The 21,041-nt window shown below is 69.8% G+C and carries 19 protein-coding genes; 15 read left to right on the top strand and 4 right to left on the bottom strand.

The window, feature by feature from the left end:
* The first annotated feature begins 7 nt into the window (after positions 1-7).
* The 9 genes from QWY28_RS04570 to QWY28_RS04530 all read left to right on the top strand — a co-directional run bounded on the left by QWY28_RS04570 (position 8) and on the right by QWY28_RS04530 (position 9,918).
* The gene (locus tag QWY28_RS04570; RefSeq protein WP_300951121.1) at positions 8-1,210 is read left to right on the top strand and encodes an NAD(P)/FAD-dependent oxidoreductase; all 1,203 of its coding nucleotides are present in this window, start codon (positions 8-10) and stop codon (positions 1,208-1,210) included.
* Between the two features lie 119 nt (positions 1,211-1,329).
* On the top strand, positions 1,330-2,034 hold the full coding sequence (locus QWY28_RS04565) for a lysophospholipid acyltransferase family protein (protein ID WP_300951120.1): 705 nt from the start codon (positions 1,330-1,332) through the stop codon (positions 2,032-2,034).
* A 66-nt stretch (positions 2,035-2,100) separates the two neighbouring features.
* Entirely contained in the window at positions 2,101-2,712 is a 612-nt protein-coding gene (locus QWY28_RS04560; protein WP_300951119.1) for a TetR/AcrR family transcriptional regulator, read from the top strand.
* A 135-nt stretch (positions 2,713-2,847) separates the two neighbouring features.
* Positions 2,848-3,957, top strand: coding sequence for a BtrH N-terminal domain-containing protein (locus tag QWY28_RS04555; protein WP_300951118.1), 1,110 nt, complete (start codon positions 2,848-2,850; stop codon positions 3,955-3,957).
* Positions 3,958-4,191: 234 nt separating this feature from the next.
* Complete coding sequence (locus QWY28_RS04550; protein ID WP_300951117.1) at positions 4,192-4,395, top strand: hypothetical protein; 204 nt, start codon at positions 4,192-4,194, stop codon at positions 4,393-4,395.
* A gap of 173 nt (positions 4,396-4,568) precedes the next feature.
* The gene (locus QWY28_RS04545; protein WP_179516885.1) at positions 4,569-4,790 is read left to right on the top strand and encodes a hypothetical protein; all 222 of its coding nucleotides are present in this window, start codon (positions 4,569-4,571) and stop codon (positions 4,788-4,790) included.
* A 90-nt stretch (positions 4,791-4,880) separates the two neighbouring features.
* Positions 4,881-5,228: a hypothetical protein gene (locus tag QWY28_RS04540; protein WP_300951116.1), complete on the top strand. Its 348-nt coding sequence runs from the start codon at positions 4,881-4,883 to the stop codon at positions 5,226-5,228.
* 1,136 nt (positions 5,229-6,364) lie between these two features.
* Positions 6,365-7,363, top strand: a complete 999-nt coding sequence (locus tag QWY28_RS04535) for an AAA family ATPase (protein ID WP_300951115.1) — start codon at positions 6,365-6,367, stop codon at positions 7,361-7,363.
* Positions 7,364-7,368: 5 nt separating this feature from the next.
* Complete coding sequence (locus QWY28_RS04530) at positions 7,369-9,918, top strand: S8 family peptidase (protein WP_188420857.1); 2,550 nt, start codon at positions 7,369-7,371, stop codon at positions 9,916-9,918.
* Between the two features lie 64 nt (positions 9,919-9,982).
* Here QWY28_RS04530 and QWY28_RS04525 read toward each other — a convergent pair whose 3' ends face one another.
* Positions 9,983-10,795, bottom strand: a complete 813-nt coding sequence (locus QWY28_RS04525; RefSeq protein WP_135831144.1) for an AbiTii domain-containing protein — start codon at positions 10,793-10,795, stop codon at positions 9,983-9,985.
* A gap of 339 nt (positions 10,796-11,134) precedes the next feature.
* Here QWY28_RS04525 and QWY28_RS04520 point away from each other — a divergent pair, with 339 nt between their 5' ends.
* Both QWY28_RS04520 and QWY28_RS04515 read left to right on the top strand, forming a co-directional pair.
* Positions 11,135-11,998 carry a hypothetical protein gene (locus QWY28_RS04520; RefSeq protein ID WP_300951114.1) on the top strand — a complete coding sequence of 288 codons (864 nt, stop codon included), beginning with the start codon at positions 11,135-11,137 and terminating at the stop codon, positions 11,996-11,998.
* Positions 11,999-12,360: 362 nt separating this feature from the next.
* Entirely contained in the window at positions 12,361-12,483 is a 123-nt protein-coding gene (locus QWY28_RS04515) for a hypothetical protein (protein ID WP_268234014.1), read from the top strand.
* Between the two features lie 892 nt (positions 12,484-13,375).
* On the opposite strand, the gene QWY28_RS04510 is transcribed toward QWY28_RS04515, so the two are convergent.
* Positions 13,376-13,825, bottom strand: a complete 450-nt coding sequence (locus tag QWY28_RS04510) for a MarR family winged helix-turn-helix transcriptional regulator (RefSeq protein WP_300951113.1) — start codon at positions 13,823-13,825, stop codon at positions 13,376-13,378.
* A gap of 100 nt (positions 13,826-13,925) precedes the next feature.
* Between QWY28_RS04510 and QWY28_RS04505 the strand changes: the two genes are divergently transcribed.
* From QWY28_RS04505 to QWY28_RS04490, 4 genes are all read left to right on the top strand, one after another.
* On the top strand, positions 13,926-15,014 hold the full coding sequence (locus tag QWY28_RS04505; RefSeq protein ID WP_300951112.1) for an alkene reductase: 1,089 nt from the start codon (positions 13,926-13,928) through the stop codon (positions 15,012-15,014).
* 31 nt (positions 15,015-15,045) lie between these two features.
* Positions 15,046-15,972, top strand: a complete 927-nt coding sequence (locus QWY28_RS04500; protein WP_300951111.1) for an NADP-dependent oxidoreductase — start codon at positions 15,046-15,048, stop codon at positions 15,970-15,972.
* A gap of 11 nt (positions 15,973-15,983) precedes the next feature.
* A complete protein-coding gene (locus QWY28_RS04495; RefSeq protein WP_300951110.1) occupies positions 15,984-16,790 on the top strand; it encodes an alpha/beta fold hydrolase in 807 nt (268 codons plus the stop codon).
* Between the two features lie 115 nt (positions 16,791-16,905).
* Positions 16,906-19,035, top strand: a complete 2,130-nt coding sequence (locus tag QWY28_RS04490; protein ID WP_300951109.1) for an oxidoreductase — start codon at positions 16,906-16,908, stop codon at positions 19,033-19,035.
* A gap of 24 nt (positions 19,036-19,059) precedes the next feature.
* Here QWY28_RS04490 and dmpG read toward each other — a convergent pair whose 3' ends face one another.
* Together dmpG and QWY28_RS04480 are read right to left on the bottom strand one after the other, a co-directional pair.
* The gene (gene dmpG / locus QWY28_RS04485) at positions 19,060-20,070 is read right to left on the bottom strand and encodes a 4-hydroxy-2-oxovalerate aldolase (protein ID WP_300951108.1); all 1,011 of its coding nucleotides are present in this window, start codon (positions 20,068-20,070) and stop codon (positions 19,060-19,062) included.
* Complete coding sequence (locus QWY28_RS04480) at positions 20,067-21,038, bottom strand: acetaldehyde dehydrogenase (acetylating) (RefSeq protein ID WP_300951107.1); 972 nt, start codon at positions 21,036-21,038, stop codon at positions 20,067-20,069. The genes dmpG and QWY28_RS04480 overlap by 4 nt, the downstream gene beginning before the upstream one ends.
* Positions 21,039-21,041 lie beyond the last annotated feature (3 nt).

Here is a 21,041-nt window from a genome sequence, read left to right as displayed (position 1 = left end):
ACCCCGGATGAGTTCGGAGCGCGCGGTGGTGGTCGGCGCCAGCCATGCCGGGGTGCAGCTGGTCACCAGCCTCCGCCAGGAGGGTTGGTCGGGTGACATCGTGCTGGTCGGTGACGAGTCGGCGCTGCCGTACCAAAGGCCTCCGTTGTCGAAGGCATATCTGGCCGGGAAGTGCTCGCTGAAGGAGCTGGCCATCCGGTCGGAGGACTTCTACGTCAAGCAGGACGTCGAGCGCGTGACTGCCAGCGTGCAGGAGATCGACCGGTCGGCGGGCGAGCTCGTGCTCGGCACCGGGGACCGCCTGTCCTATGACGCTCTTGCTCTGTGCACGGGAGCGCACCCGCGACGTCTCCGCGCCGAGGGTGCCGACCTCGACGGGGTGCACTACCTGCGTCGGTCGTCGGACGTGGAGCGGATCCGCGAGGACGCGATCCCCGGACGCAACGCCGTCATCGTGGGTGGTGGGTACATCGGGCTGGAGACCGCCGCCTCGCTGCGCTCGTCGGGCCTCCACGTCACGGTCCTCGAGGCCGCAGACCGGGTCCTCGAGCGGGTCACCGCCCCTGAGGTGTCGGCCTTCTTCACGCGGATCCACCAAGAAGAGGGCGTCGACGTGAGGACGAACGCCTCGGTCGAGGCCCTGGTCGGCGACACCCGCCTGCGAGAGGTGGTCCTGGCCAGCGGCGAATCGGTCCGAGCCGATTTTGTGATCGTCGGGATCGGTATCGAGCCGACCACCGAGCTCGCCGAGGCAGCCGGCCTGGCCGTGGACGACGGGATCCTCATCGACGCCCACGCCCGCACCAGTGACCCTGACATCGTGGCGGCCGGGGACTGCACGTCGCAGGACATCCCCCGCTACGGCCGACGAATCAGGCTGGAGTCGGTCCCGAGCGCAGTGGAGCAGGCCAAGGTGGCAGCAGCGACCATCTGTGGAAAGGACAAGGAGGTGGCGGCGCTCCCGTGGTTCTGGTCGGACCAGTACGACCTCAAGCTCCAGATCGCGGGACTCAACACCGGCTACGACGACATCGTCGTGAGCGGTGCCCCGACCCGTGACCGCGACTTCACCTGCTACTACCTCCGGAAGGGCGAGCCGATAGCCGCTGACTGTGTCAACCGTCCCCGAGACTTCATGACCACCAAACGCATGCTCACCCAGGGGACCGCGGTCGACATGGCCGCACTGACAGCGGAGGTGGCGGTGTGAGAAGCCGCAGTAACCGCTGGTCGTGGTCACCACCGAGCCATCGCCCGCCGAGGTGAGCAAGGATGGCTTGGAGGTCGACGGTCTGGACGGCGATGCGAGTCCTGCCTATCGTTCCGGACTTGCGTGACTCGGGTCGGTCCGAGGGCGTGAGACCCGTCCCCGGAGACGCCCGCGGGCCTGCGTGGTGGCTGGCGCTGCTCGTCTGCAAACCGCTGCTGCTGCTGGGCAGGAGAGCGGACTGGCGCCGCACCGAACGCCTGCCCGGGTCGGGAGGCGCGGTGCTGGCCGCCAACCATGTCTCCCAGGCCGACCCGCTCTTCTTGGGGGAGATGATCCTCGCCCAGGGCCGGACCCCCCGGTTCATGGCCAAGGCGAGCCTGTTTCACAGTAGAGCAGTCGGCTGGTGGTTCCGGTCGGCCGGCCACGTCGAGGTCGATCGGTCCGACGGCCGAGCTGGGATCCGTGCCGCGGTCGAAGCCGTGGAGCGTGGCGCTCTTCTCGTCGTCTACCCGGAAGGATCGATCACGAAGCGACCGGATGGGCGTCTGATGACGCTCAGGTCGGGTGCTGTTCGCATCGCGCTGGAGACGTCAGCTCCATTGATTCCCGTTGCTCAATGGGGCGTGCAGGCGATCGTGCCAGCCTACGAAGGGAGGGTGGTGCTGGGCCGTCGCCGTCCGGTCACCCTGTTGGTCGGGGACCCGGTGCCACTCGAGGACCTCCGAGAGTTGCCGAGGGCCACGGCAGTGACTGTAGGGGTGCAGAGGCTTCAGGACACCCTCGCGGCCATGGTCGACCAACTGGCCGACGAGCACGCTAGGTAGCGTGCGGGCGTGTCCAGGTCAGTGACGCGAGTCGGCCGCGCAACACGAATCAGTAACCTCTCTGTCATGCGGGCACCGTCCATGCGCGAACGGTTCAGGGAGCACATGCGCGCCGCTGTCCTCGAGGCTGCCCACGACCTGATCGTCGACCGCGGCTGGGACCGGGTCCGCATGGGGGAGGTGGCGGATCGTGCCGGGGTGTCGCGAGCGGCGCTCTACAAGGAGTTCGGTGACAAGGCCGGCCTCGGAGAAGCCGTCGTACTTCGGGAGGCCTCGCGCTTCCTGGAGGGCATCCAGAAGGCGCTGGAGGCACACATCGGCGATGCGAAACGCGGCATCGCTGCAGCCGTCGACTACACCTTGGACGAGGCCGAGCGCAGCCCCCTGCTCAAGGCGGTGCTCATCTCCAACCGCGACCTGGATGCGGGCAGTCAGGCGTCCACGGGGATGCTCCCGCTGCTCACGACATCCGCGCGGCTTCTCGACCTCGCCTCCGACACCCTCGCCGGATGGGTGGCGGAGAGCTACCCGAGTCTTCCCCCAGACGACGTCATCGACGCGGCCGACACCATGGTGCGCCTGACGGTCAGTCATCTGGCGCTGCCCAAGTGGGACCGGACCGCGACGGCGCGCAAAATCTCCGAAGTCGCCGTCCGGTTCCTCTCCCTCGAATCGTGACCTTGCACCAGCCGTCACGACCGCCGTCGACCGCGAGCCCCTGCGAAGCCTCAGCGAAATGTAGAGTCGCGGAACCCATCGCGCCCGAGCCACCGGCGTACGCACAGAGCGCTGCGAACCGATCCAGGAGTTGCCATGTCAGTTGAGTTCCTGCCCCGACAGCCGGAGCCGCGGCGGATCCTGCTGGACTATCCCCACCGTGAGGCCGGTCATTGCGGTTCCGGAGCGCTGAGAGACCTCCTGGAGTGGGCCGGTCTCGGCTGGGAAGAGGTACCCAGCGAAGGTCTGGTCTTTGGGATGGGCGGTGGTCTGGGTTTCACCTACCTCCGGGTACCCGGGCTCGCCCCGCCGATCTATCTTGTGGGGCGTAGCAGCGACCTCGAGGTCGACCTTCTTTCGAGGCTGGGTGCAGAGGTCGACGTCCGTGGCACCGACGACCCCGTGACCGGTTGGGGCTGGGTCCGCAGAGAACTCCAACAAGGCCGTCCCGTGCTGATGTGGGCGGACATTGCTGAGTTGCCCTACCTCAATGTCCGCCTTCAGATGAGTCGGCATGACATCGTCGTGATCGGTTACGACGACAGGACCGAGACGGCTTTCGTGGTGGACAACGACCGAGCCGAGGTGCAGGAAGTCCCCTACGAGGCTCTTGCGCGGGCGCGCGCGTCACGGTCATTCCCCGTGCCCACCAGGCACACGACGTACTTCGTGCACTGGCCCCAGAACCTGCCCGATCTGCGCCCGACCGCCGCTTCGGCCCTCGCCGCCTCGGTCGACAACATGCAAGCTGCGGTAACCGCGATTATCCCGGATACGTCGGCGCTCCCGCCGGATGCCGTTGCTGCTGCGGGGATCAGTGGAGTCGCGGTATTCGCCAAGGATGTCGACCGGTGGCCGGGGCTGATGCCCGAAGCGCAACTGGACGTCGCGCTGCGTTCACTCCACGCCTTTGTTGAGAAGGCAGGGACCGGCGGCGGCCTGTTCCGCCGGTTGCAGGCACAGTTCTGTGCCGACGTGGCGCGGCTAACGGAGTCCGCTGAGATGGCGAAGGCCGGAGCCGCGCTCCTGCGCTGCGCGGACACGTGGTCGGCTCTCGCTGCGGCCGGCCGTAGCGACGGAGCGACGTTCGACCGCTGGCGACGGGTGAATGAGCTCGCCGCGACACTCCCCAGCGACGAAGACCATGCCATCTCTCAGATGCGCAAAGCAGCGGGCGAACTCTCAGGGATGGGTGACCAATCGTAGGCAAGTCAGCAAATGCAGCACGCGAGCAAGACCGCCGAGGCTCTGTGCTTGGGGAAGTCCAGGCATTCCCAGGTCCATCGACCTTGACTGTTGTTTCTGCCATCGCTGCGCCGCCGTGCTGACGAACGCCTCTTGGAGCCATCTCGCCTTTCGACTTCCCCGAGATCTGAGGTCTCGTCACCCAGAGGATCGGGCTCGAGACGTAGGCTGGGGCGAACTGAATACGGCGACCTCGTGGACGCGGTCGACCCCGTGCTCTCCGGTGCGCTCGTCCACCCCGACACCCCGCCCTGGGTCGGCGGCCTCGAGCGGCCAGCCGACCTCGCCCCGCTCGCGGCGCGGTTGGAGGAGACGCTGGGGCCGCGAGCCGGCCGCCAGGTGGCTGCCGACACCGTCATCGACACCCTGACGCGGCAGCTGGCTCCGGCGCCGCGCTGATCGCGGGTTGCTCGCGGGCACGACCCGCTGGTGGAACCGGGCCGCCCACCCAGCCGGATGAACCGGGTTCGGCTTTCGGGGACGTTCTCCTGTCGCGAACGCGGCGCTTGAGTCACGGTGCGTGCGATGCGACCTTTCTCACACCGCGTCCGTGAGACGTAGGAGAGCCGCCCATGGCCACCGTTGTCCCCGTCGACGAGTTCGTGGCGGATGAGTGGTACCCCGGCTTCGAGCCGGCCCTGGACCATGCAGGCTGGCCGGTCGAGCCGTTCCGGACCTTCGACAAGTCCGACGAGGAGCGGTTCTGGTTCCTCGACTTCCACTGGCCCCGGGGCCTGACCCCGATGGGGCTGATCTGGAACGAGGACGGCTACTCCTGGGGACCCAGCTGGTAGCGGAGTCGCTGCCGCTGCCGCCCGGGCGCGGAATCACCAGCGGATCGTCGGGACGCACACCTACGCCGCCGCGGTCGACGTGACGGACGAGTGGGAGATCGGCGAACGGGCGCGCCGGATGATGCAGAACCTGCCCGCTTCCTCAAGAACTCCGAGGGCATCTGGGCCGAGCGCCGCGCGGAGGTCGACTCCTGGTGGACGCACCTGCAGTCGGTCGACCTGCGGTCGCTGCAGCTTCCGGAGCTCGGCGCTCCGCAAGGCGCGCCAGTTCCACAAGCGTGCCTTCGAGATCCACTTCGAGGTCATGACCCGCTCATCGCCAACTACCTCGCCTTCTACGGCGCCTGCACCGAGATGGGTATCGACCCGGGACAGATCGCCAAGATGGTCGTCGCCGTCCATCAGATGCCTTCCTCCCGAGAGATGCAGCAGGCATGAGTCTCGCGGATCTCCCCGGCGCCCGTGACGCCGCCGACGGCGGGCTGTGGATAACAGGGCTTTCCGTCCGGTTCGCCGAGCGGGAGACTGGTCCTCTATGGACGACCAGGTTGCGTTGCTCAGCGCGTGGCCGTGGCCGCTGCTGCACGGCCGGACAGGAACGGCGAGAGGCCAAGCTCTTCAGCGCGTCGACCACCGCCTCGCGAACCGTGTCCGCGCTTGTCCATGCGGAGATACCCTCATGTGGGTCGACCGTCTCGAAGGAAGTGGACGAGCCGGACTTTTGCACGGTGTTGCGCCGGACGCATTTGTCCTATGCCCCAACTGCAAGAGGCGCATGCGCATAGGGTAGGTATCGAGCACTTGATGCTGACGTAACTGAAGAACGCTGGCTGGTGCACCCCTGGGGCGCACGCCCCCGAGGTAACGGGAGCGAACCGGAGGCAACGGGATCTCGGTTTCACGCTCAGGACGGCTGTTCGTGCGTGATCGAGAGTGGTGGTCCTCCGGTTCAACTCCCCCCTCGCGCACGTCAGTGGCTGGCCCCGGGTCCTCGGATCCGGGGCTTTGTCCATTTCGGACCGCGCGGCAGTACGGTGGGCTCGGCTTCAGGTGTTCGGTTGTCGCCGCCGCTTCGGCGTTGGGCCTCCTCAGTCGCCTGGGGTTCGGCGTCTCAGTCACCTAAGTCATCCGAGTCCTGCCCAGCGATCACTTGGCGGAGACTTTTGTAGCGAGCGTCAGCTTCCGCGGCTATGCCGCTCCCGCGCGGCAAGCGGTCCAGTTGCGCGAGCTAAGGGGAGACGGCTGTGCATGGGGGCCACCTCGGTAGTGACGCCACTCAAGACCCCTAGACTCCCGCTACACGCTCCGGCGGTTGGATTAACCCCGCTCGCTCAGACACCAGAGCCGCTACCCGTCGGAAGGAGGTGGCGTGCTGGCTAGCCCGTCGGCGGCCGCGAGGGGGTGAGTGGCGGCGAAGACTTGTCGGATGGTCCTGGCTTACTGGACGGACAAACGGCGGGACCCTCTGAGGGTGCGAATCGGGGGCGTTGCGCCACGCCACTCCGAACATGGCCGATAGACTCAAACGCGATCTGCCCAAGACGGGTCTGCGAGGGTAGAAGGGAGGGTCGTCCGTGGCCACCAACGATCAGTTCAAGGCGCTCGTGAAGAGTCATGCCGACCGCGACGACTCCCAGTTCTACTCGGTCGCAATGCAGGTTGCGGCGAAGGCGGCCCGGTCCGGGCAGGACAAGTTCGCGCAGGAACTACGTGACATGGTCGACGCGCTCCGGAAACGAGAACCGGAGTCTTCGCGTGTCGCATCCGTTGTGCCGGTGTCGCAGCCACGGGGCGAGCTGGCGTCGCTGCTGACGGTCTCCTATCCCACGGCGCGTGTCGCCGACCTGGTTCTTTCCCAAGACCTTTCGCGACGTCTCCGCCACGTCCTCCACGAACAACGGCAGCGCGACGTACTCTCACGCCACGGACTGACTCCCGTGCGGCGGATGTTGCTCATCGGACCGCCGGGTACGGGCAAAACGTCCACGGCCCGTGTCATTGCGGGCGAGCTCGGATTGCCGTTGTTCGCGATCCGGCTGGACACCATCATCACCAAGTTCATGGGGGAGACCGCGGCCAAGCTTCGCCTCATCTTTGACGCCCTGGTCGAGACACGAGGCGTGTATCTCTTCGATGAAGTAGACGCGCTCGCGGGCGATCGAGCTGCCGCGAACGATGTGGGAGAGATCCGCAGGGTGCTGAACTCCTTCCTCCAGTTTCTCGAGGAGGATCCGTCCGACAGCATCATCATCGCCGCGACGAACCACCCTCAACTGTTGGACAACGCCCTGCTTCGGCGGTTCGACACTGTGATGGACTTCGCCCTTCCCGACGAGCAGAGCGTGCAAGCAGTCATCCGCAATCGACTCGCCGCCTTCCGGATCGGCAACCTCAGCTGGAAGCGCGTTACAGCTGCCGCTGAGGGCCTTAGCCATGCGGAGATCGCGATCGCGGCCGAGAACGCCGCGAAGCGAACCGTCCTATCGGGCCGTACTCAGATCCGCACCGACGATCTCGTCGCTGCCCTGAACGACCGGCCACGACCAAGCGCACACCGCGTGGCGACAACCTAGGGATCATGGCGGAACGCGATCGGCCGCACTTGGTGGTCTCGGACGGGGGTGCCTCAGAGCCCTTTACCCTTGCCTCATCAGGTGGGGGAAGCGACGCTGAGGGCTTCTCGGGTGACCGCGGTGCTCATGGTCGACGGCTGAAGCGCGAACTCGAGCAGGCACTCTCGACCCCAGCGGATGACGTTGACCGCGAAGGCACCTACGTGGCATTCGTGTCGTTTCCGGGCCTCGAACTTGCCCTCGAAAGCTTGGACCCGCGCGCAACCGGGGAGCACCCCGAACTCGTCTCGGTGCGTGAGGAGACCAACGCGTCAGGACTCGTTCAAATCGCCACCGTGTTCATCCCGGATGGGAAGAAGCAGTACTTCCTGGACCGGTTGTCGCGCTATGTCGACACGGCATCGGAAGACCGGGCAAGGCATGCGGCGCTCGTTGAAGGTATCCGATCCGTTCGCCGGGCGACGATCCGAGAGTTGTGGACCGATCCCGAAGACCAGTTCCCAAGCGATCACACCACTCCGATTTGGTGGGAGGTCTGGCTGCGCAGCCGCGAGGGCGGCGAACGTCAGCGGTTCGCCGCGTTCGCCGCGGAGCACGGTCTTGCGACCAGTGATCACTACCTCGGCTTCGCCGATCGGACGGTGGTGCTCCTTCAGGCGTCAGCCGACCAGCTGGCTGAGTTGTTCGAATCGATCGACGACCTAGCCGAGCTTCGCCGCCCCCACGACATCGCCAACCTGCTGACGAGCCTCCCGGCTTTTGAACAGGCCGAATGGGTCTCCGAACTGCGCGAACGCCTCCAGGCAGCCGCGCCGAGTGCCCCCGCGGTGTGCATCTTGGACACAGGGGTGCAGAGCGGACACCCACTGCTCGCCGACTCGCTGTCTACGGCCGACGCCCACGTAGCGGATCCGCAATGGCAGGTTGAGCCCGTCCACGGGCACGGCACCGAGATGGCTGGGCTGGCGCTGTACGGCGATCTCCAAGGCGCGCTCGCAGGTGCGCAACCTGTAGCCCTGCGGCATCGACTGGAATCAGTCAAGTTCTTCCCTGACACCGGAAGCAACCATCCCGACCTGTACGGCGGCGTAACGGCCCGGGCCGTGGACCGGCCCGAGATCCAAGCTGCTGGACGGTCCAGAGTATTCATGCTTGCCGTGACTGCAACGTCACCGGCACCGCAAGAGGATGCCGATCCACATGGCCAGCGCCGGGAGGCCGGACGTCCAACTTCGTGGTCGGCAGCCGTCGATGCCCTCGCATTCGGACGAGCCATCGACGATACCGACCCGCGGCTCACCTATTTGGATCGTGACGAAGAACGTCGGCCGCGGCTGTTCGTGATCTCGGCAGGCAACATCCGTGATCTCAACGCGTCTGATGACCACCTTGAGCGAAGTGATCTCGAGCCGGTCGAGGACCCCGCCCAGTCTTGGAACGCCCTGACGGTCGGCGCTTACTCCGCGGTGGACGACATGGCCGGTGCGCCGGAGCCATTCGCCGGATATGTGCCTATCGCGCCCCGCGGTGATCTGTCGCCGGTCAGCAGAACCTCGGTGGTTTTCGACCGAAAGAAGTGGCCATTCAAGCCTGACGTCGTCGCCGACGGTGGGAACGTCGCGGCCTCCGCGGACGGGACCAGCGTCGACACGCCCGAGAACCTCGCTCTGCTCACCACACGTCTGCAGCGGCCAGGCGAGGGATTCTTCACCACAACACGCGACACCTCTGCCGCCACAGCCCAGGTCGCGGCGCTTGCGGCGGATATACAAGCGGCCTATCCCGGACTCCGTCCCGAGACGATCCGGGCGCTCGTTGTTCATTCCGCTGAGTGGACGCCCGCGATGCGTGCGCACGCCGAACGCGCTGGGAACAAGACTGAGTTGGCCAGCCTCCTTCGCCGATACGGTATGGGCGTGCCGGACCGCACTCGCGCACTCCGGAGCGCGGCTGATGCGTTGACCCTGATCGCTGAAGCAAGGATTCACCCCTACGAGCGTGAGGGCAACGCCGCAGACGGCAAGACTCGAGAGATGAACCTGCACGAGCTGCCCTGGCCCAAGGACGAATTGGAAGCGCTCGGGAACGCACAGGTGCGTCTCAGAGTCACGCTGTCGTACTTCATAGAGCCGAACCCCTCCAGCCGGGGCTGGACCGGACGGTATGTCTACCCCTCGCATGGGCTCCGGTTCGCAATGCGTCGGCCCGAGGACAGCGTCGAGTCGTTCCGTCGACGAATCAACACCCGCGCCCGCATCGATGGGGACCGGCCCCCGACACTCGAGACCGAAGCGGGCTGGCTCTTTGGAGCAAGCCAGCAACAAGCGGCCGGCTCCCTCCACACCGACATCTGGACGGGATCAGCCGTTGATCTGGCGAGCAAGGGTTCAATCGCAATTTATCCAGTAGCTGGCTGGTGGAAGAATCGGCGCGCGTACGACCAGAGCGAGCTGGGCGTCGAATACTCGCTGGTGGTGAGCATCGAGGCTCCCGAGGTGGACATCTACACGCCGGTGGCCCAGCAGATTAGTCCCGCCGTTGTCGTCGAGACGTAGCCAGGGCCGTGGTGGCACGAAAACCTAGCTACCTGCCCAGAACGTCAAACGCCTGGCTCTAGGACTAGCCGAATGGACTCCAGTCCAGCCATACCGCCGTTCCGGTGATTCCAGCGACGATCGTCGCCGCTCCGACTGCGAATCCCCAAGGCCCCCGGATCCATGCGGGCATCCTCGACGTCTCGGTGCCAGAAGGAGTGCTGGTGATTGTCTGACTGACGCCCGGGTCAGGGCCGCTCGCCTGGTTGGTGTTGATGGTGATCGGGCTGCGCTTCGCGCCATTGATGACGACGTTGACGGCCTGGTTGGCGGCCTCGGCGCTCGGCAGGTCTTCTACGCCGACAGCCCTCATCTCTGCGACGAGCGCTACCAGGTTGGTCCGGATGATGTCGAGGATCCCGTGGATGCTTGTCGGGGCGACCGCCCAGTACATCGACTGATAACTCGTCCCGTACGGGGCTTGCGAGTTCATGTATGTGATTAGGTCCGGCATCCCGGGGTGCTGCAGATGCAGGGTGTCTGAGCTGGCTGCGAGTTTCTCAAGCTCTGCAACGCCGTAGGGGATGGGTGCCTCGTCGGTGATCGTCTCGCGGGCGAACTCAGGGATCTCCCAACGGGAGAGTTGTTGACCTCGAACCATCTTGGCGAGATCCGCTCCGTCGATGCAGACGGCTGCGCGCACCATCCTGTAGGCCGGCAGCTCGACGGCGCCGTCGCCGTAGCCGTCGAGCTCGCGGCGTGCCCAGTCACGTAGCTCGGCGGAGGCGGCGCGTCCACCGAGAGCCACGCACTTGCGCAGCACGTCGGCAAGGGGTGCATGGCCATCGAGCGCCCCAACCTCGATCTGGTCGAGCAGGCTGGGTACTGACCTGGCCATCCCTGCCTCCCAGCCGTCGGTTCGCGGGCGCTTCGTTGATTGGCCCGTTGGCGGGATCCTATGCCGGGCTCGGACCCGCGATCGCCAGGGCGCACGCTGGCAGGGGCCGTTGACCCAGAGTTCGTCAGATCGCCACGGGCGACGAGGGCCTGAGTCCGGCCGCGTGGAACGCGGTCTTGCGTAAGGTCGGTTCTGGTGTGGAGGTGGGCGACGAGAGTCTTCTCTTCGTTCCGACCGTGGGTGCGCCGACCGAGCGCAAGCGCCGCGGGCTCGCTCGGGGGCGCGGAACCCGACGCCGAAACCAACGCGCCGCGCCCGATCAAAGTGGTAAGTAGAGGCGTGCCCGAGATCCTCTACCCCGAGTACCGGACGTACGTGGCGAGCCGGGTTGAAGTCAACGACGCCATGATGGCGCTGTTGGCCGGGTCACGGCTCGCCGCGCACACGCTGTCGCTGACGGCCGGGTCCACGGCCACGCTGAAGCAGCTCTTCCCCGCGGTGCCCCACATCGAGCGCTTCGACCTGCGCAGCGACGCCGCCCGAGGCCTGCTCTACAACGCCGATCACCACATCGCGTCCGTTGCCGTGCCCTACGCCCTGGCGACCCACGAAGACTTCGTCGTCTCGATGCTGGGCCTCCTCAAGAACGAGGGCCGCACGCTGGTCACGGGCGGCAAGCGCGTCAGGGCCTGGAACATGCACACGGTCCTGTTCGACACCTGCGGCGCGGCCGAGCCGCCCGAGTGGATGCAGTCGTTCCACGTCCTGCGCGAGATGCGCAACTGCATCACCCACGAGGGCGGCGGTGTCAGCCAGGAGTTGAGGGACGCGGTCGCTGACATGGACGCCAACGCGCGGAGCGGCTGGCAGCGCCTTAACCAAGGCCTCCCGCCGGAGGACGTCGAGCAGAACGGGCGCCTCGTTCTGACGGCCGAGCACATCTTCACGGCCTTCGCTGTGACGAAGCGGCTCGGGCGCGAGGTCAACGCCGCGCTGGCGGGCGAACTCACCTCCGCGGAGTGGGCCAAGATGTTGGTCGAGGACTTCGCCTCCGTCACCTCGAAGGTGAAGAACTCCAGTGCCTGGCGGAGGGGCCTGGTCGGCTACGCCCGTCAGAACTACGGCGCGGCCTCCGTGACGGAGCAGGACCTCCAAGCGGCCGCTCGACGCCTCGGCTTCTGGACCCTGCCGAGGTGGAGCTGAGAAAGAAACGAGGGGGCTCTGTCCCATTGAGCTACACCAGCGCGAAGCGTGGGCCGGGACTCGAACCCGGGTCAACCCTTTTCTGTGAAAGTCCTGGTCGTGAACCAGCGGAACCCATGGCTCCGACTTCCTGAGGGGATCGTACCAGACAGTCAGCAGGCTCACCCGAGATCGCGCCGGGCTAAGCCTCATGAACTCCTCCTGCGCCTCTGCTAGGGCCTCGGCCATGCCCTTTTCGTCTTTGAACATGTACTTCTTGATGGCGGCCTGCATGCCCACGGCCGCCCCGTGGGTGTCGCCGGAGCGACCAGGTAGACCCGCGCGACCCCGACGCCGAGCGCGTGAGCGCCTCCTGAGCCGACATGAGGGCCTTCTCCGAGCGCTCGGGCCAGAAGTCCGGGGGCATGATCTGGCGCTGGAACTCGTTGCGGCTCGCCGCGATCGGCGCGAGCGCTGCCGAGGCTGCGGAGAGGAACGTCGCGTAAGCGTCTCGCCGGTCGTTCCGGGCCAGGACTCGGGTCTCGTGACGACGGCGAAGCCAGTCGGCCACCAACTGCGCCACCCCGCCCAGCAGCGCGCCGACGACGACGCCGACGAGAGTCCACGCCTCTGTGCTCATGGCGCGGATCGACGCCAGACACCAGACGCGGGGCTCGACTTGTTAGCCCTTCGACACGGCACTCATCGAGTCCCCCTGGGATCCGACAGTTCCGGAGCCGAGGCCATCCGGACCCCGCCTCCGAGGGCCCTGCCATGGCCGGGTCGCCCGCTCGCAACACAACAGGCGGACCCAGGCCACGACCTCAGAACCATCACCTGGCCGCTCGACAACGCCACCTCGGGTGAGAGGACGGTCGGAGGCGATGCGACCACGAGCCAGGGGCCGCGGGGTCACCTCATCGGGTTCTCCAGGGAATCCAGCAAGTGCTCCTGGTCGGTCGCTGTCGCGTAGAAGTGCACGGCGGCTACCACGTCCGGAGTCTCCCACGCCTCCGACGTCAACCGCCCGCTCATCGGCATGTGCGGACACTCCGTCGGTGTCTTCGAACGGCTGCAGCAGGTCACATTCGTGAGCCGGCCTCGGTGATCATCGACTACCGTTGTGGCGCCGGCGGAAGTCGGTTGAACTGCATACGGCTGGTGCACCCCTGGGGTGCACGGACCCGAGGGAACGGGAGGGAACCGGAGGCAACGGGACGCCGGTTTCACGCTCAGGACGGCGGTTCGTGCGTGATCGAGCGTGGTGGTCTCACGGTTCAACTCCCCCCTCGCGCACGTGAGAGCAAGGCCCCGGGTCCTCGGACCCGGGGCCTTCTCGTTCCTCCCGGGCCCCCCGGTGGTCCCTCGGTCGCCCCGAGCCCCGGCGGGGCGGGAGCGTCAGGGGTCGAGCGGCTCGAGGTTGCTCTCGAGCAGGCGGAGGTCCTGTGCGATCCCGGCCTGCTGCTGCGGCGACAGGGAGCCGACGGTGAGCCGCTCCAGCTCCTGCCAGGCCGCCTCGACCTTGGGCCGGCAGGCGAGGCTCGCCTCCGTCGCCTCGACGAGGACCACCCGCCGGTCGGAGTCCGACCGTGTGCGCCGGACCAGTCCGTCCCGCTCGAGCCGGGCCAGGCTGCGCGCCATCGTCGGCGCGTCGGAGTCGATGGCCGCGGCCAGGTCGACCTGACGCTGCGGCCCGTCGACCCAGAGCGTCATCAGGGTCAGCTCCTGGCCCGGGTGGAGCCCGGTCTCGCGCAACAGCCTGCCCGCGAGCGACTTGTGCAGCCGCGCCACGCGGAAGATCGCGTGGCTCATCGGTCCCACGCCGGCGGCTCCCGCGGTCTCGCTCACGGGGGCGAGCCTACGCGCGAGAAATTAGTTGTTCGAGCAAGGAATAGTCCGCGGGGAGTTACTTGTTCGGCTAACTACCTACTCGACGAAGGAGCTCCCCATGAGCCTCGCCCTCACCCCTCTCTCCGCCGGCCGGCTGGAGCTGGCCAACCGCGTCGTCATGGCGCCGATGACCCGCAGCCGAGCCGCCGGCACGCTGCCCACCGACGACACCGCGACCTACTACGCCCAGCGCGCCGGTGCCGGCCTGATCGTCACCGAGGGCATCCAGCCCTCGGCTATCGGGCAGGGCTACCCCGCGACTCCGGGCCTGCACACCGACGCCCAGGTCGACGCCTGGCGCGTCGTCACCGACCGCGTGCACGCCGCGGGCGGCACGATCGTGGCCCAGCTGATGCACACCGGACGGATCGGCCACCCCAGCAACACCGAGGCGGCCGGTCACGGCGCGCTCACCCCGGTCGGTCCCTCCCGGGTCCCGGCCGCGGGCCAGCTGTTCACCGCTGCCGGCCTGCAGGACCACCCCGTCCCCGACGAGCTGACCGCAGCGCAGATCGCGGACACGGTCGCCGACTTCGCGGCCGCCGCCCGCAACGCGGTGCGCGCCGGCTTCGACGGCGTCGAGGTCCACGGCGCCAACGGCTACCTGCTGCACCAGTTCCTCACGACCAACGCCAACCAGCGCACCGACGAGTGGGGCGGCACGCCGGAGAACCGGATCCGGCTCGCCCTCGAGGTGGTCGGCGCCGTCTCCGCCGCCATCGGGGCCGACCGCACCGGGATCCGGCTCTCCCCGGCGAACGGGCTCGGGGACACCCGCGAGGACGACCACGCCACGCTCTACCCGCTGCTGGTCTCCCGCCTCGACGCGTTCGGCCTCGCCTACCTGCACCTGGTCGAGGCGGGCGCACCCGCGCTGACCCCGGTCCTGCGGGCGGCCTGGTCCGGAACGCTCCTGCTCAACCCCGCGGACGCGGACCTCGCCGGCCAGCCGCGCCGGCTGGCCCTGGTCGACGAGGGCGTCGCCGACGCCGTGTCCTTCGGCCGGCTGTTCATCTCCAACCCCGACCTCGTCGAGCGCCTCGCCGCCGGCGCGGAGCTCGCCGAGCCGGACCTGGCCCGGGCGTACGGCGGCGACCACCGCGGCTACACCGACTACCCGACCCGGTCGACCTCCGGCCGGGCCTGACCCCACCCACCACCAGGAAAGGACCACCACCATGCGCGCCTACACGCTCACCTCCTACGGACCCGACGGCCTCGTCGCCGCCGACGTCCCCGAACCGACCTCCGGGCCGGGGCAGGTCAAGATCCGCGTCGAGCAGATCGCGATCGACCCGCTCGACTGGAAGATCCGCAACGGGTACGTCGCCGACGTGCTGCCCCTCGAGCTGCCCGCCGTCCTCGGCCTCAGCATGGCGGGGACCGTGCTCGAGACCGGCGCGGGCGTCGACGACCTCGCCCCGGGCGACCGGGTGACCGGCTTCGCCGACACCGGCGCCTACGCGGAGGTCACCGTCAGCCGCCGGGAGCGCGTCACGCCCGTCCCCGCCGGGCTCGACCCGGTCCGTGCGGCCGCGGTCGCCACCGCCGCGGAGGCGGCGCAGCGGGTCCTCGGGCTCGTCGACGGCCTCGGGCCGGGAACCGGGTCCACCGTCGTGGTCAACGGCGCCGCGGGCGCCGTCGGGAGCGCGGTCACCCAGCTGCTCGTGGCCCGGGGCCACCGGGTGGTCGGCACGGCCGGCCCGGACAACCACGACTACCTCCGGCGCCTCGGCGCCGAGCCGGTGGCCTACGGCGCGACCATGCTCGAGGAGATCCGGCGCGCGGCACCCGACGGTGTCGACGCCGGCGTCGACGCCGCCGGTCGCGACTTCGTCGCCCGGGTCGCCGACCTGCTCGCGCCGGAGCGGATCGTGACCACCGTGGACTTCGCCGCCGCGTCCCGGGGTGCGGTGGTCGCCGGCGGCGACCCGAGACAGCTGACGGCCTCGACGGTCGGCACGGTCCTCGACGCCGTGGCGAGCGGGTCGTTCCAGGTCGAGGTCGACGCGACGTACCCGTTCGACCGGCTGGCCGAGGCGCTCGCCCGCAGCGAGGCCGGACACCTGCGCGGCAAGCTGGTCGTCTCCGGGCCGGCGTCCTGAGGCGGGCGGCGGTGGGACGGACACGACGGGTCGAGGTCGACGGCAGCTGGGTGACGGTCGACGTCCACGGCGACCCGGACGGACGGACGGTCGTCGTGGTCCCCGGGGTGATGGCCGACGCCGCCGCCTGGGGGCGCGTGGCCGGCGCGCTGGAGGCCCTCGGCACCTGGGACGCGGTCGCGGTGGTGAACCGGCGCGGCCGGCGCCCGTCCGGCCCGCTGGGCGAGGCGTACTCCCTCGCCACCGAGGTCCGGGACCTCGCGACGGTCCTGTCCGGGTTCGACGACGTCGCGGCGGTCCTCGGGTGGAGCTACGGCGGCCTCGTCGCCCTGCACCTCGCCGAGGACCTCGCCGTGCCGCACCTGATCGCCTACGAGCCGGTCATCGCGCCGTTCGGCGAGCACGCCCTCCCCGGGCTGCGCCGTGCGCACCTGGCCGGGGACGTCGACGGCGTGGTCGACGTCGCCCTCCGGCAGGTCGCGGGCCTGGGGGAACCGCAGGTGTCGGCGCTGCGGTCCCGGCCGGCGGCCTGGGCGGAGCTGACCCGCCTCGGCGCGCCCCTCCACGCCGAGACGCTGGCGATCGCGCGGGCGGGCCGGCCGCCGCGGCTCGGCACGCGGGCCGGCCGCGTCGACCTCGTCCTCGGCGAGACGAACAGGGACCGGGCGCCCTACGGCGCCACCTTCGCCGACGTGGCCCGCCGCGTGCCGCACGCCAGCGTCCACCAGCTCGACGGCCAGGGGCACCTGGCCCACCTCGAGGCGCCCGGGGACCTCGCGGCGCTCGTGGACCGGCTCGCCCGGGCGGCGCGCGCCTGACCGCGCGCCCGCCCGGGCGGCGACGGGCGGGCGGCGACGGGGCGAGCAGGACGGGCGTCCCGGTGTGCGGGAGACCACGCCGTCCGGGCGGCGCTGCCTTCCTATCGTGCGCGGAATGCGCACGCGGCGGACCGGAACCGACTTCTCCCACCTGCTCGCCCCCGGCCGGATCGGGCCGATCACGCTGCCCAACCGGGTGGTCATGCCGGCGATGGACATGAACGTGTGCCACGACGGGGTCATCGTCGCCGAGGACGTCGAGCACTACGTCGCCCGCGCGGCCGGCGGCACGGGGATGATCATCACCTCGGCCTCGGCGGTCGCCTTCCCGGTCGGCGCCACCAGCATGAAGGAGCCCGGGCTCTCCGACGACCGGTTCGTCCCCGGCCTCCGGGCGCTCGCCGACGCCGTCCACGAGGCGGGGTCGCTGCTCTGCGTCCAGGCCACCCACCACGGCAAGGTGGCGCGGATCGACACCCTCGAGGGACGCCCGCTGCTGGTGCCCTCCGAGCCGTCGGCCCCGCACGACCTCAGCGCCCTGCGGGACAACACCGCCGAGGAGCTGGCGCGGATGGGCGCCGTCACGGGTGGGAGGAAGGCGACGTACCGCGAGGCCACCGAGGACGACATCGCCTGGGTGATCGACCAGTTCGCCCAGGCCGCGCGCCGGGTGAGGGAGGCCGGTGCGGACGCGATGGAGATCCACTGCGCCCACGGCTACCTCCTCGGCGGGTTCCTCAGCCGCGCCGACAACAAGCGCACCGACCGCTGGGGCGGCTCCCTGGAGAACCGCGCGCGGCTGGCCTGCGAGGTGATCGCCGCGGTGCGCCGCACCGTCGGCGACGGCCTGGCCCTGCTGGTGCGCGTCGCGGGCGAGGAGTACGGCGAGGAGGACGCGCTCAGCATCGAGGAGACCGTCGCGGCGTCGCGGCTGTTCGAGGCCGCCGGTGCCGACGCCATCCACGTGACCGGGTGGGGCCGCAACCCGTTCCGGGACTTCCTCAAGGGCCCCCTGCCCGACGAGGTCGGCGCCTACCGCGACCTCGCGCGGGCCGTGAAGGCCGCCGTCGGCATCCCCGTGGTCGCCGTCGGCCGGGTGCTGCCCGAGGTGGGCGAGGAGATGATCGCCGCGGGCGACGCCGACTTCGTCGCGATGGGCCGCCAGCTGCTGGTCGACCCCCAGCTCGTCGACAAGCTGCGGGCGGGCCGCCGGGCGTCGGTGCGGCCGTGCATCAACTGCTACGTGTGCGTCGAGCAGAACTTCTGGGACGACACCCCGGTCTGCGCGGTCAACCCCGCGCTCGGCGACGAGCAGGCCGCCGTCCTCCTGCCCACCCCGTCCCCGCGCCACGTCGTCGTGGTCGGCGGCGGGCCCGGCGGGATGGAGGCGGCGCGCGTGGCACGCGAGCGCGGGCACCGGGTCACGCTGGTCGAGTCCGGCGACCGGCTCGGCGGGTCGGCGTGGTTCTCCCAGCTGACCACGCCGCCCAACGGGCCGCTGGTGGACTGGCAGGCCCACGAGCTGGAGCGGCTCGGCGTCGTGGTGCAGCTGGGCCGCCCCGCCACGCCGGACACGATCCTGGCCCTGCGGCCGAGCGTGGTCGTGCTGGCCACCGGCGCGCACCGGGGTCGCCCGCAGGTCCCCGGCGCGGAGCTCCCGCACGTGCAGACCGGCGACAGCCTGCGCGCGCTGCTCGCCGGCGGCAGCAGCACCGAGGTCGAGGCGAGCCGGCTCCTGCGCTGGGCCTCCCGCGCCGGCCGGCTGACCGGCGTCACCAGCCGGCCGGAGCTGGTCCGCCGCGCGACCCGCCGCTTCCTGCCGGTCGGCCGCGACGTCGTGGTCGTGGGCGGGTCGCTGGTGGGCCTGGAGCTCGCGGAGTTCTTCGCCGAGCGCGGCAAGTCCGTGACCGTCCTGGAGGAGGGCGCGCAGATGGGCCTGCCGATGGCGCTCCCGCGCCGTTGGCACGCGGTGCGCCGGGCCGGCGAGCACGGCGTCCGCATCGAGCGGCAGGCGACGCTGGAGGAGATCACCCCGACGACCGTCCGCTACCGCGACCACGAGGGCACGTCCCGGTGGGCGCGGGCCGACCTGGTCGTCATCGCCTCCGAGGTCCGCGCGGGCGCCCCGCTCGCCGAGCAGCTCGAGGCGCGCGGGGTCGAGGTCGAGGTCGTCGGCGACGCCGCCGAGGTCGGCTACATCCAGGGCGCGGTCCACTCCGCGTGGCGGGTGGCCCGCGCCCTCTGAGGCGCGGCCGTGGGGCCGGGCGGGTCAGCCCGCCCGGCCCACCATGTCGAGCGCGATGTCGATGATCATGTCCTCCTGGCCACCGACCAGGCGGCGCCGCCCGACCTCGAGCAGGATCGTGCGGACGTCCACGCCGTACCGCTCGGAGGCGGCCTCGGCGTGCCGCAGGAAGCTGGAGTACACGCCGGCGTACCCCAGCGTCAGCGTCTCCCGGTCCACGCGCACCGGCCGGTCCTGCAGCGGCCGCACGATGTCGTCGGCGGCGTCCTGCAGGGCGAAGAGGTCGGCGCCGTGCTGCCAGCCGTTGAGGTCGGCGACGGCGACGAAGGGCTCGATGGGGCAGTTGCCCGCCCCGGCGCCCTGGCCGGCCAGCGAGGCGTCCACCCGGCGCACGCCCTCCTCGACGGCGACGACGGAGTTCGCGACCGAGAGCGAGAGGTTCTCGTGGGCGTGGATGCCCAGCTCCGTGGCGGGGTCCAGCACGTCGCGGTAGGCGCGGATCCGCTCGCGGACACCGTCCATGGTCAGGCGGCCGCCGGAGTCGGTGACGTAGACACAGTGCGCGCCGTACGACTCCATCAACCGCGCCTGCTGCGCCAGCTCCGCCGCCGGCGCCAGGTGGCTCATCATGAGGAAGCCGGAGACGTCCATGCCGATCTCGCGGGCGGTGGCGATGTGCTGCGCGGCGACGTCGGCCTCGGTGCAGTGGGTGGCGATCCGGACCGACCGCACGCCGAGGTCGTACGCCGTGCGCAGCTCCGCGATCGTGCCGACGCCGGGCAGCAGGAGCGTGGTGAGGCGGGCCCGGCTGATGCTGGCCGCGGCCGCCTCGATCCACTCCCAGTCGCTGTGCGACCCGGGGCCGTAGTTCAGCGTGCCGCCGGCGAGCCCGTCGCCGTGCGCGACCTCGATCGCGTCGACGCCCGCGGCGTCGAGGGCCGCGACGATCCGGCCGACGTCGGCCGGGTCGATCCGGTGCCGGATGGCGTGCATGCCGTCGCGCAGCGTGACGTCCTGCAGGAAGATCTCGGTCATGCGCGGGCCTCCGTGAGCTCGGTGGGGGCGCCGGCGACCCGGGCGGCGATCCGCTCGGCGGTGCGCAGCGCGGCGGACGTCATGATGTCGAGGTTGCCGGCGTACGCCGGCAGGTAGTGCGCGGCGCCCTCGACCTCGAGGAAGACCGACACCTGGTGGGTCACCGGGGTCGTGGGGTCGGCCAGCAGGGTGTGCACCGGCTGGTCGGCCGGGACCTCGGTGACCTGGACGGCCTGCTTGAGCCGGTAGCCCGGGACGTACGTCGCCACCTCGGCCACCATCTCCTCGATCGAGGCCCGGATCCGGTCGTGGGTCTGCGGGTCGGGGTCCCCGATGAGGCAGAAGACCGTGTCGCGCATGATCAGCGGCGGCTCGGCCGGGTTGAGGATGATGACCGCCTTGCCGCGACCCGCGCCGCCGACCGTCCGGATGGCGTGCGAGGTGGTCTCGGTGAACTCGTCGATGTTGGCGCGCGTGCCGGGGCCGGCCGACCGCGAGGCGATCGAGGCGACGATCTCGCCGTAGGCCACCGGGGTGACCCGGGAGACCGCGGCGACGACCGGGATCGTGGCCTGGCCGCCGCACGTCACCATGTTCACGTCGGGGGCGTCGAGGTGCTCCTCGAGGTTGACCGCCGGCACGACGAACGGCCCGACCGCGGCGGGCGTGAGGTCGATGAGCCGCTTGCCGTGCGGCGCCAGCTTCGCGGCGTTGGCCACGTGGGCCTTGGCGCTGGTGGCGTCGAAGACGATGTCGATGGCGTCGAAGCCCTCGAGGGCGAGGAGCCCGTCGACGCCCTCGCTGGTCGTCGCGACGCCGAAGCGCCGCGCCCGGGCGAGCCCGTCGGACTCGGGGTCGATGCCGACCATCGCGCCCATCTCGAGCGTCTCGGACAGACGCATCACCTTGATCATCAGGTCGGTGCCGATGTTGCCCGACCCGATGATCGCGACCTTGGTCCTGCTCACTGC

Source organism: Nocardioides oceani (assembly GCF_030412965.1).
GTDB lineage: Bacteria > Actinomycetota > Actinomycetes > Propionibacteriales > Nocardioidaceae > Nocardioides > Nocardioides oceani.
Note: the sequence above shows the minus strand (reverse complement) of the source record. Positions and strands in the feature narration are given on the sequence as shown.

Bases quoted from the DNA above. Each gene is read 5' to 3' on its own strand.
- QWY28_RS04545 (WP_179516885.1), top strand. From the start codon at position 4,569: ATGGCCACCGTTGTCCCCGTCGACGAGTTCGTGGCGGATGAGTGGTAC.
- QWY28_RS04505 (WP_300951112.1), top strand. From the start codon at position 13,926: ATGAGCCTCGCCCTCACCCCTCTCTCCGCCGGCCGGCTGGAGCTGGCC.
- dmpG (WP_300951108.1), bottom strand. From the start codon at position 20,070: ATGACCGAGATCTTCCTGCAGGACGTCACGCTGCGCGACGGCATGCAC.
- QWY28_RS04525 (WP_135831144.1), bottom strand. From the start codon at position 10,795: ATGGCCAGGTCAGTACCCAGCCTGCTCGACCAGATCGAGGTTGGGGCG.
- QWY28_RS04530 (WP_188420857.1), top strand. From the start codon at position 7,369: ATGGCGGAACGCGATCGGCCGCACTTGGTGGTCTCGGACGGGGGTGCC.
- QWY28_RS04560 (WP_300951119.1), top strand. From the start codon at position 2,101: ATGCGGGCACCGTCCATGCGCGAACGGTTCAGGGAGCACATGCGCGCC.
- QWY28_RS04490 (WP_300951109.1), top strand. From the start codon at position 16,906: ATGCGCACGCGGCGGACCGGAACCGACTTCTCCCACCTGCTCGCCCCC.
- QWY28_RS04570 (WP_300951121.1), top strand. From the start codon at position 8: ATGAGTTCGGAGCGCGCGGTGGTGGTCGGCGCCAGCCATGCCGGGGTG.
- QWY28_RS04515 (WP_268234014.1), top strand. From the start codon at position 12,361: ATGAGGGCCTTCTCCGAGCGCTCGGGCCAGAAGTCCGGGGGCATGATC.
- QWY28_RS04555 (WP_300951118.1), top strand. From the start codon at position 2,848: ATGTCAGTTGAGTTCCTGCCCCGACAGCCGGAGCCGCGGCGGATCCTG.
- QWY28_RS04500 (WP_300951111.1), top strand. From the start codon at position 15,046: ATGCGCGCCTACACGCTCACCTCCTACGGACCCGACGGCCTCGTCGCC.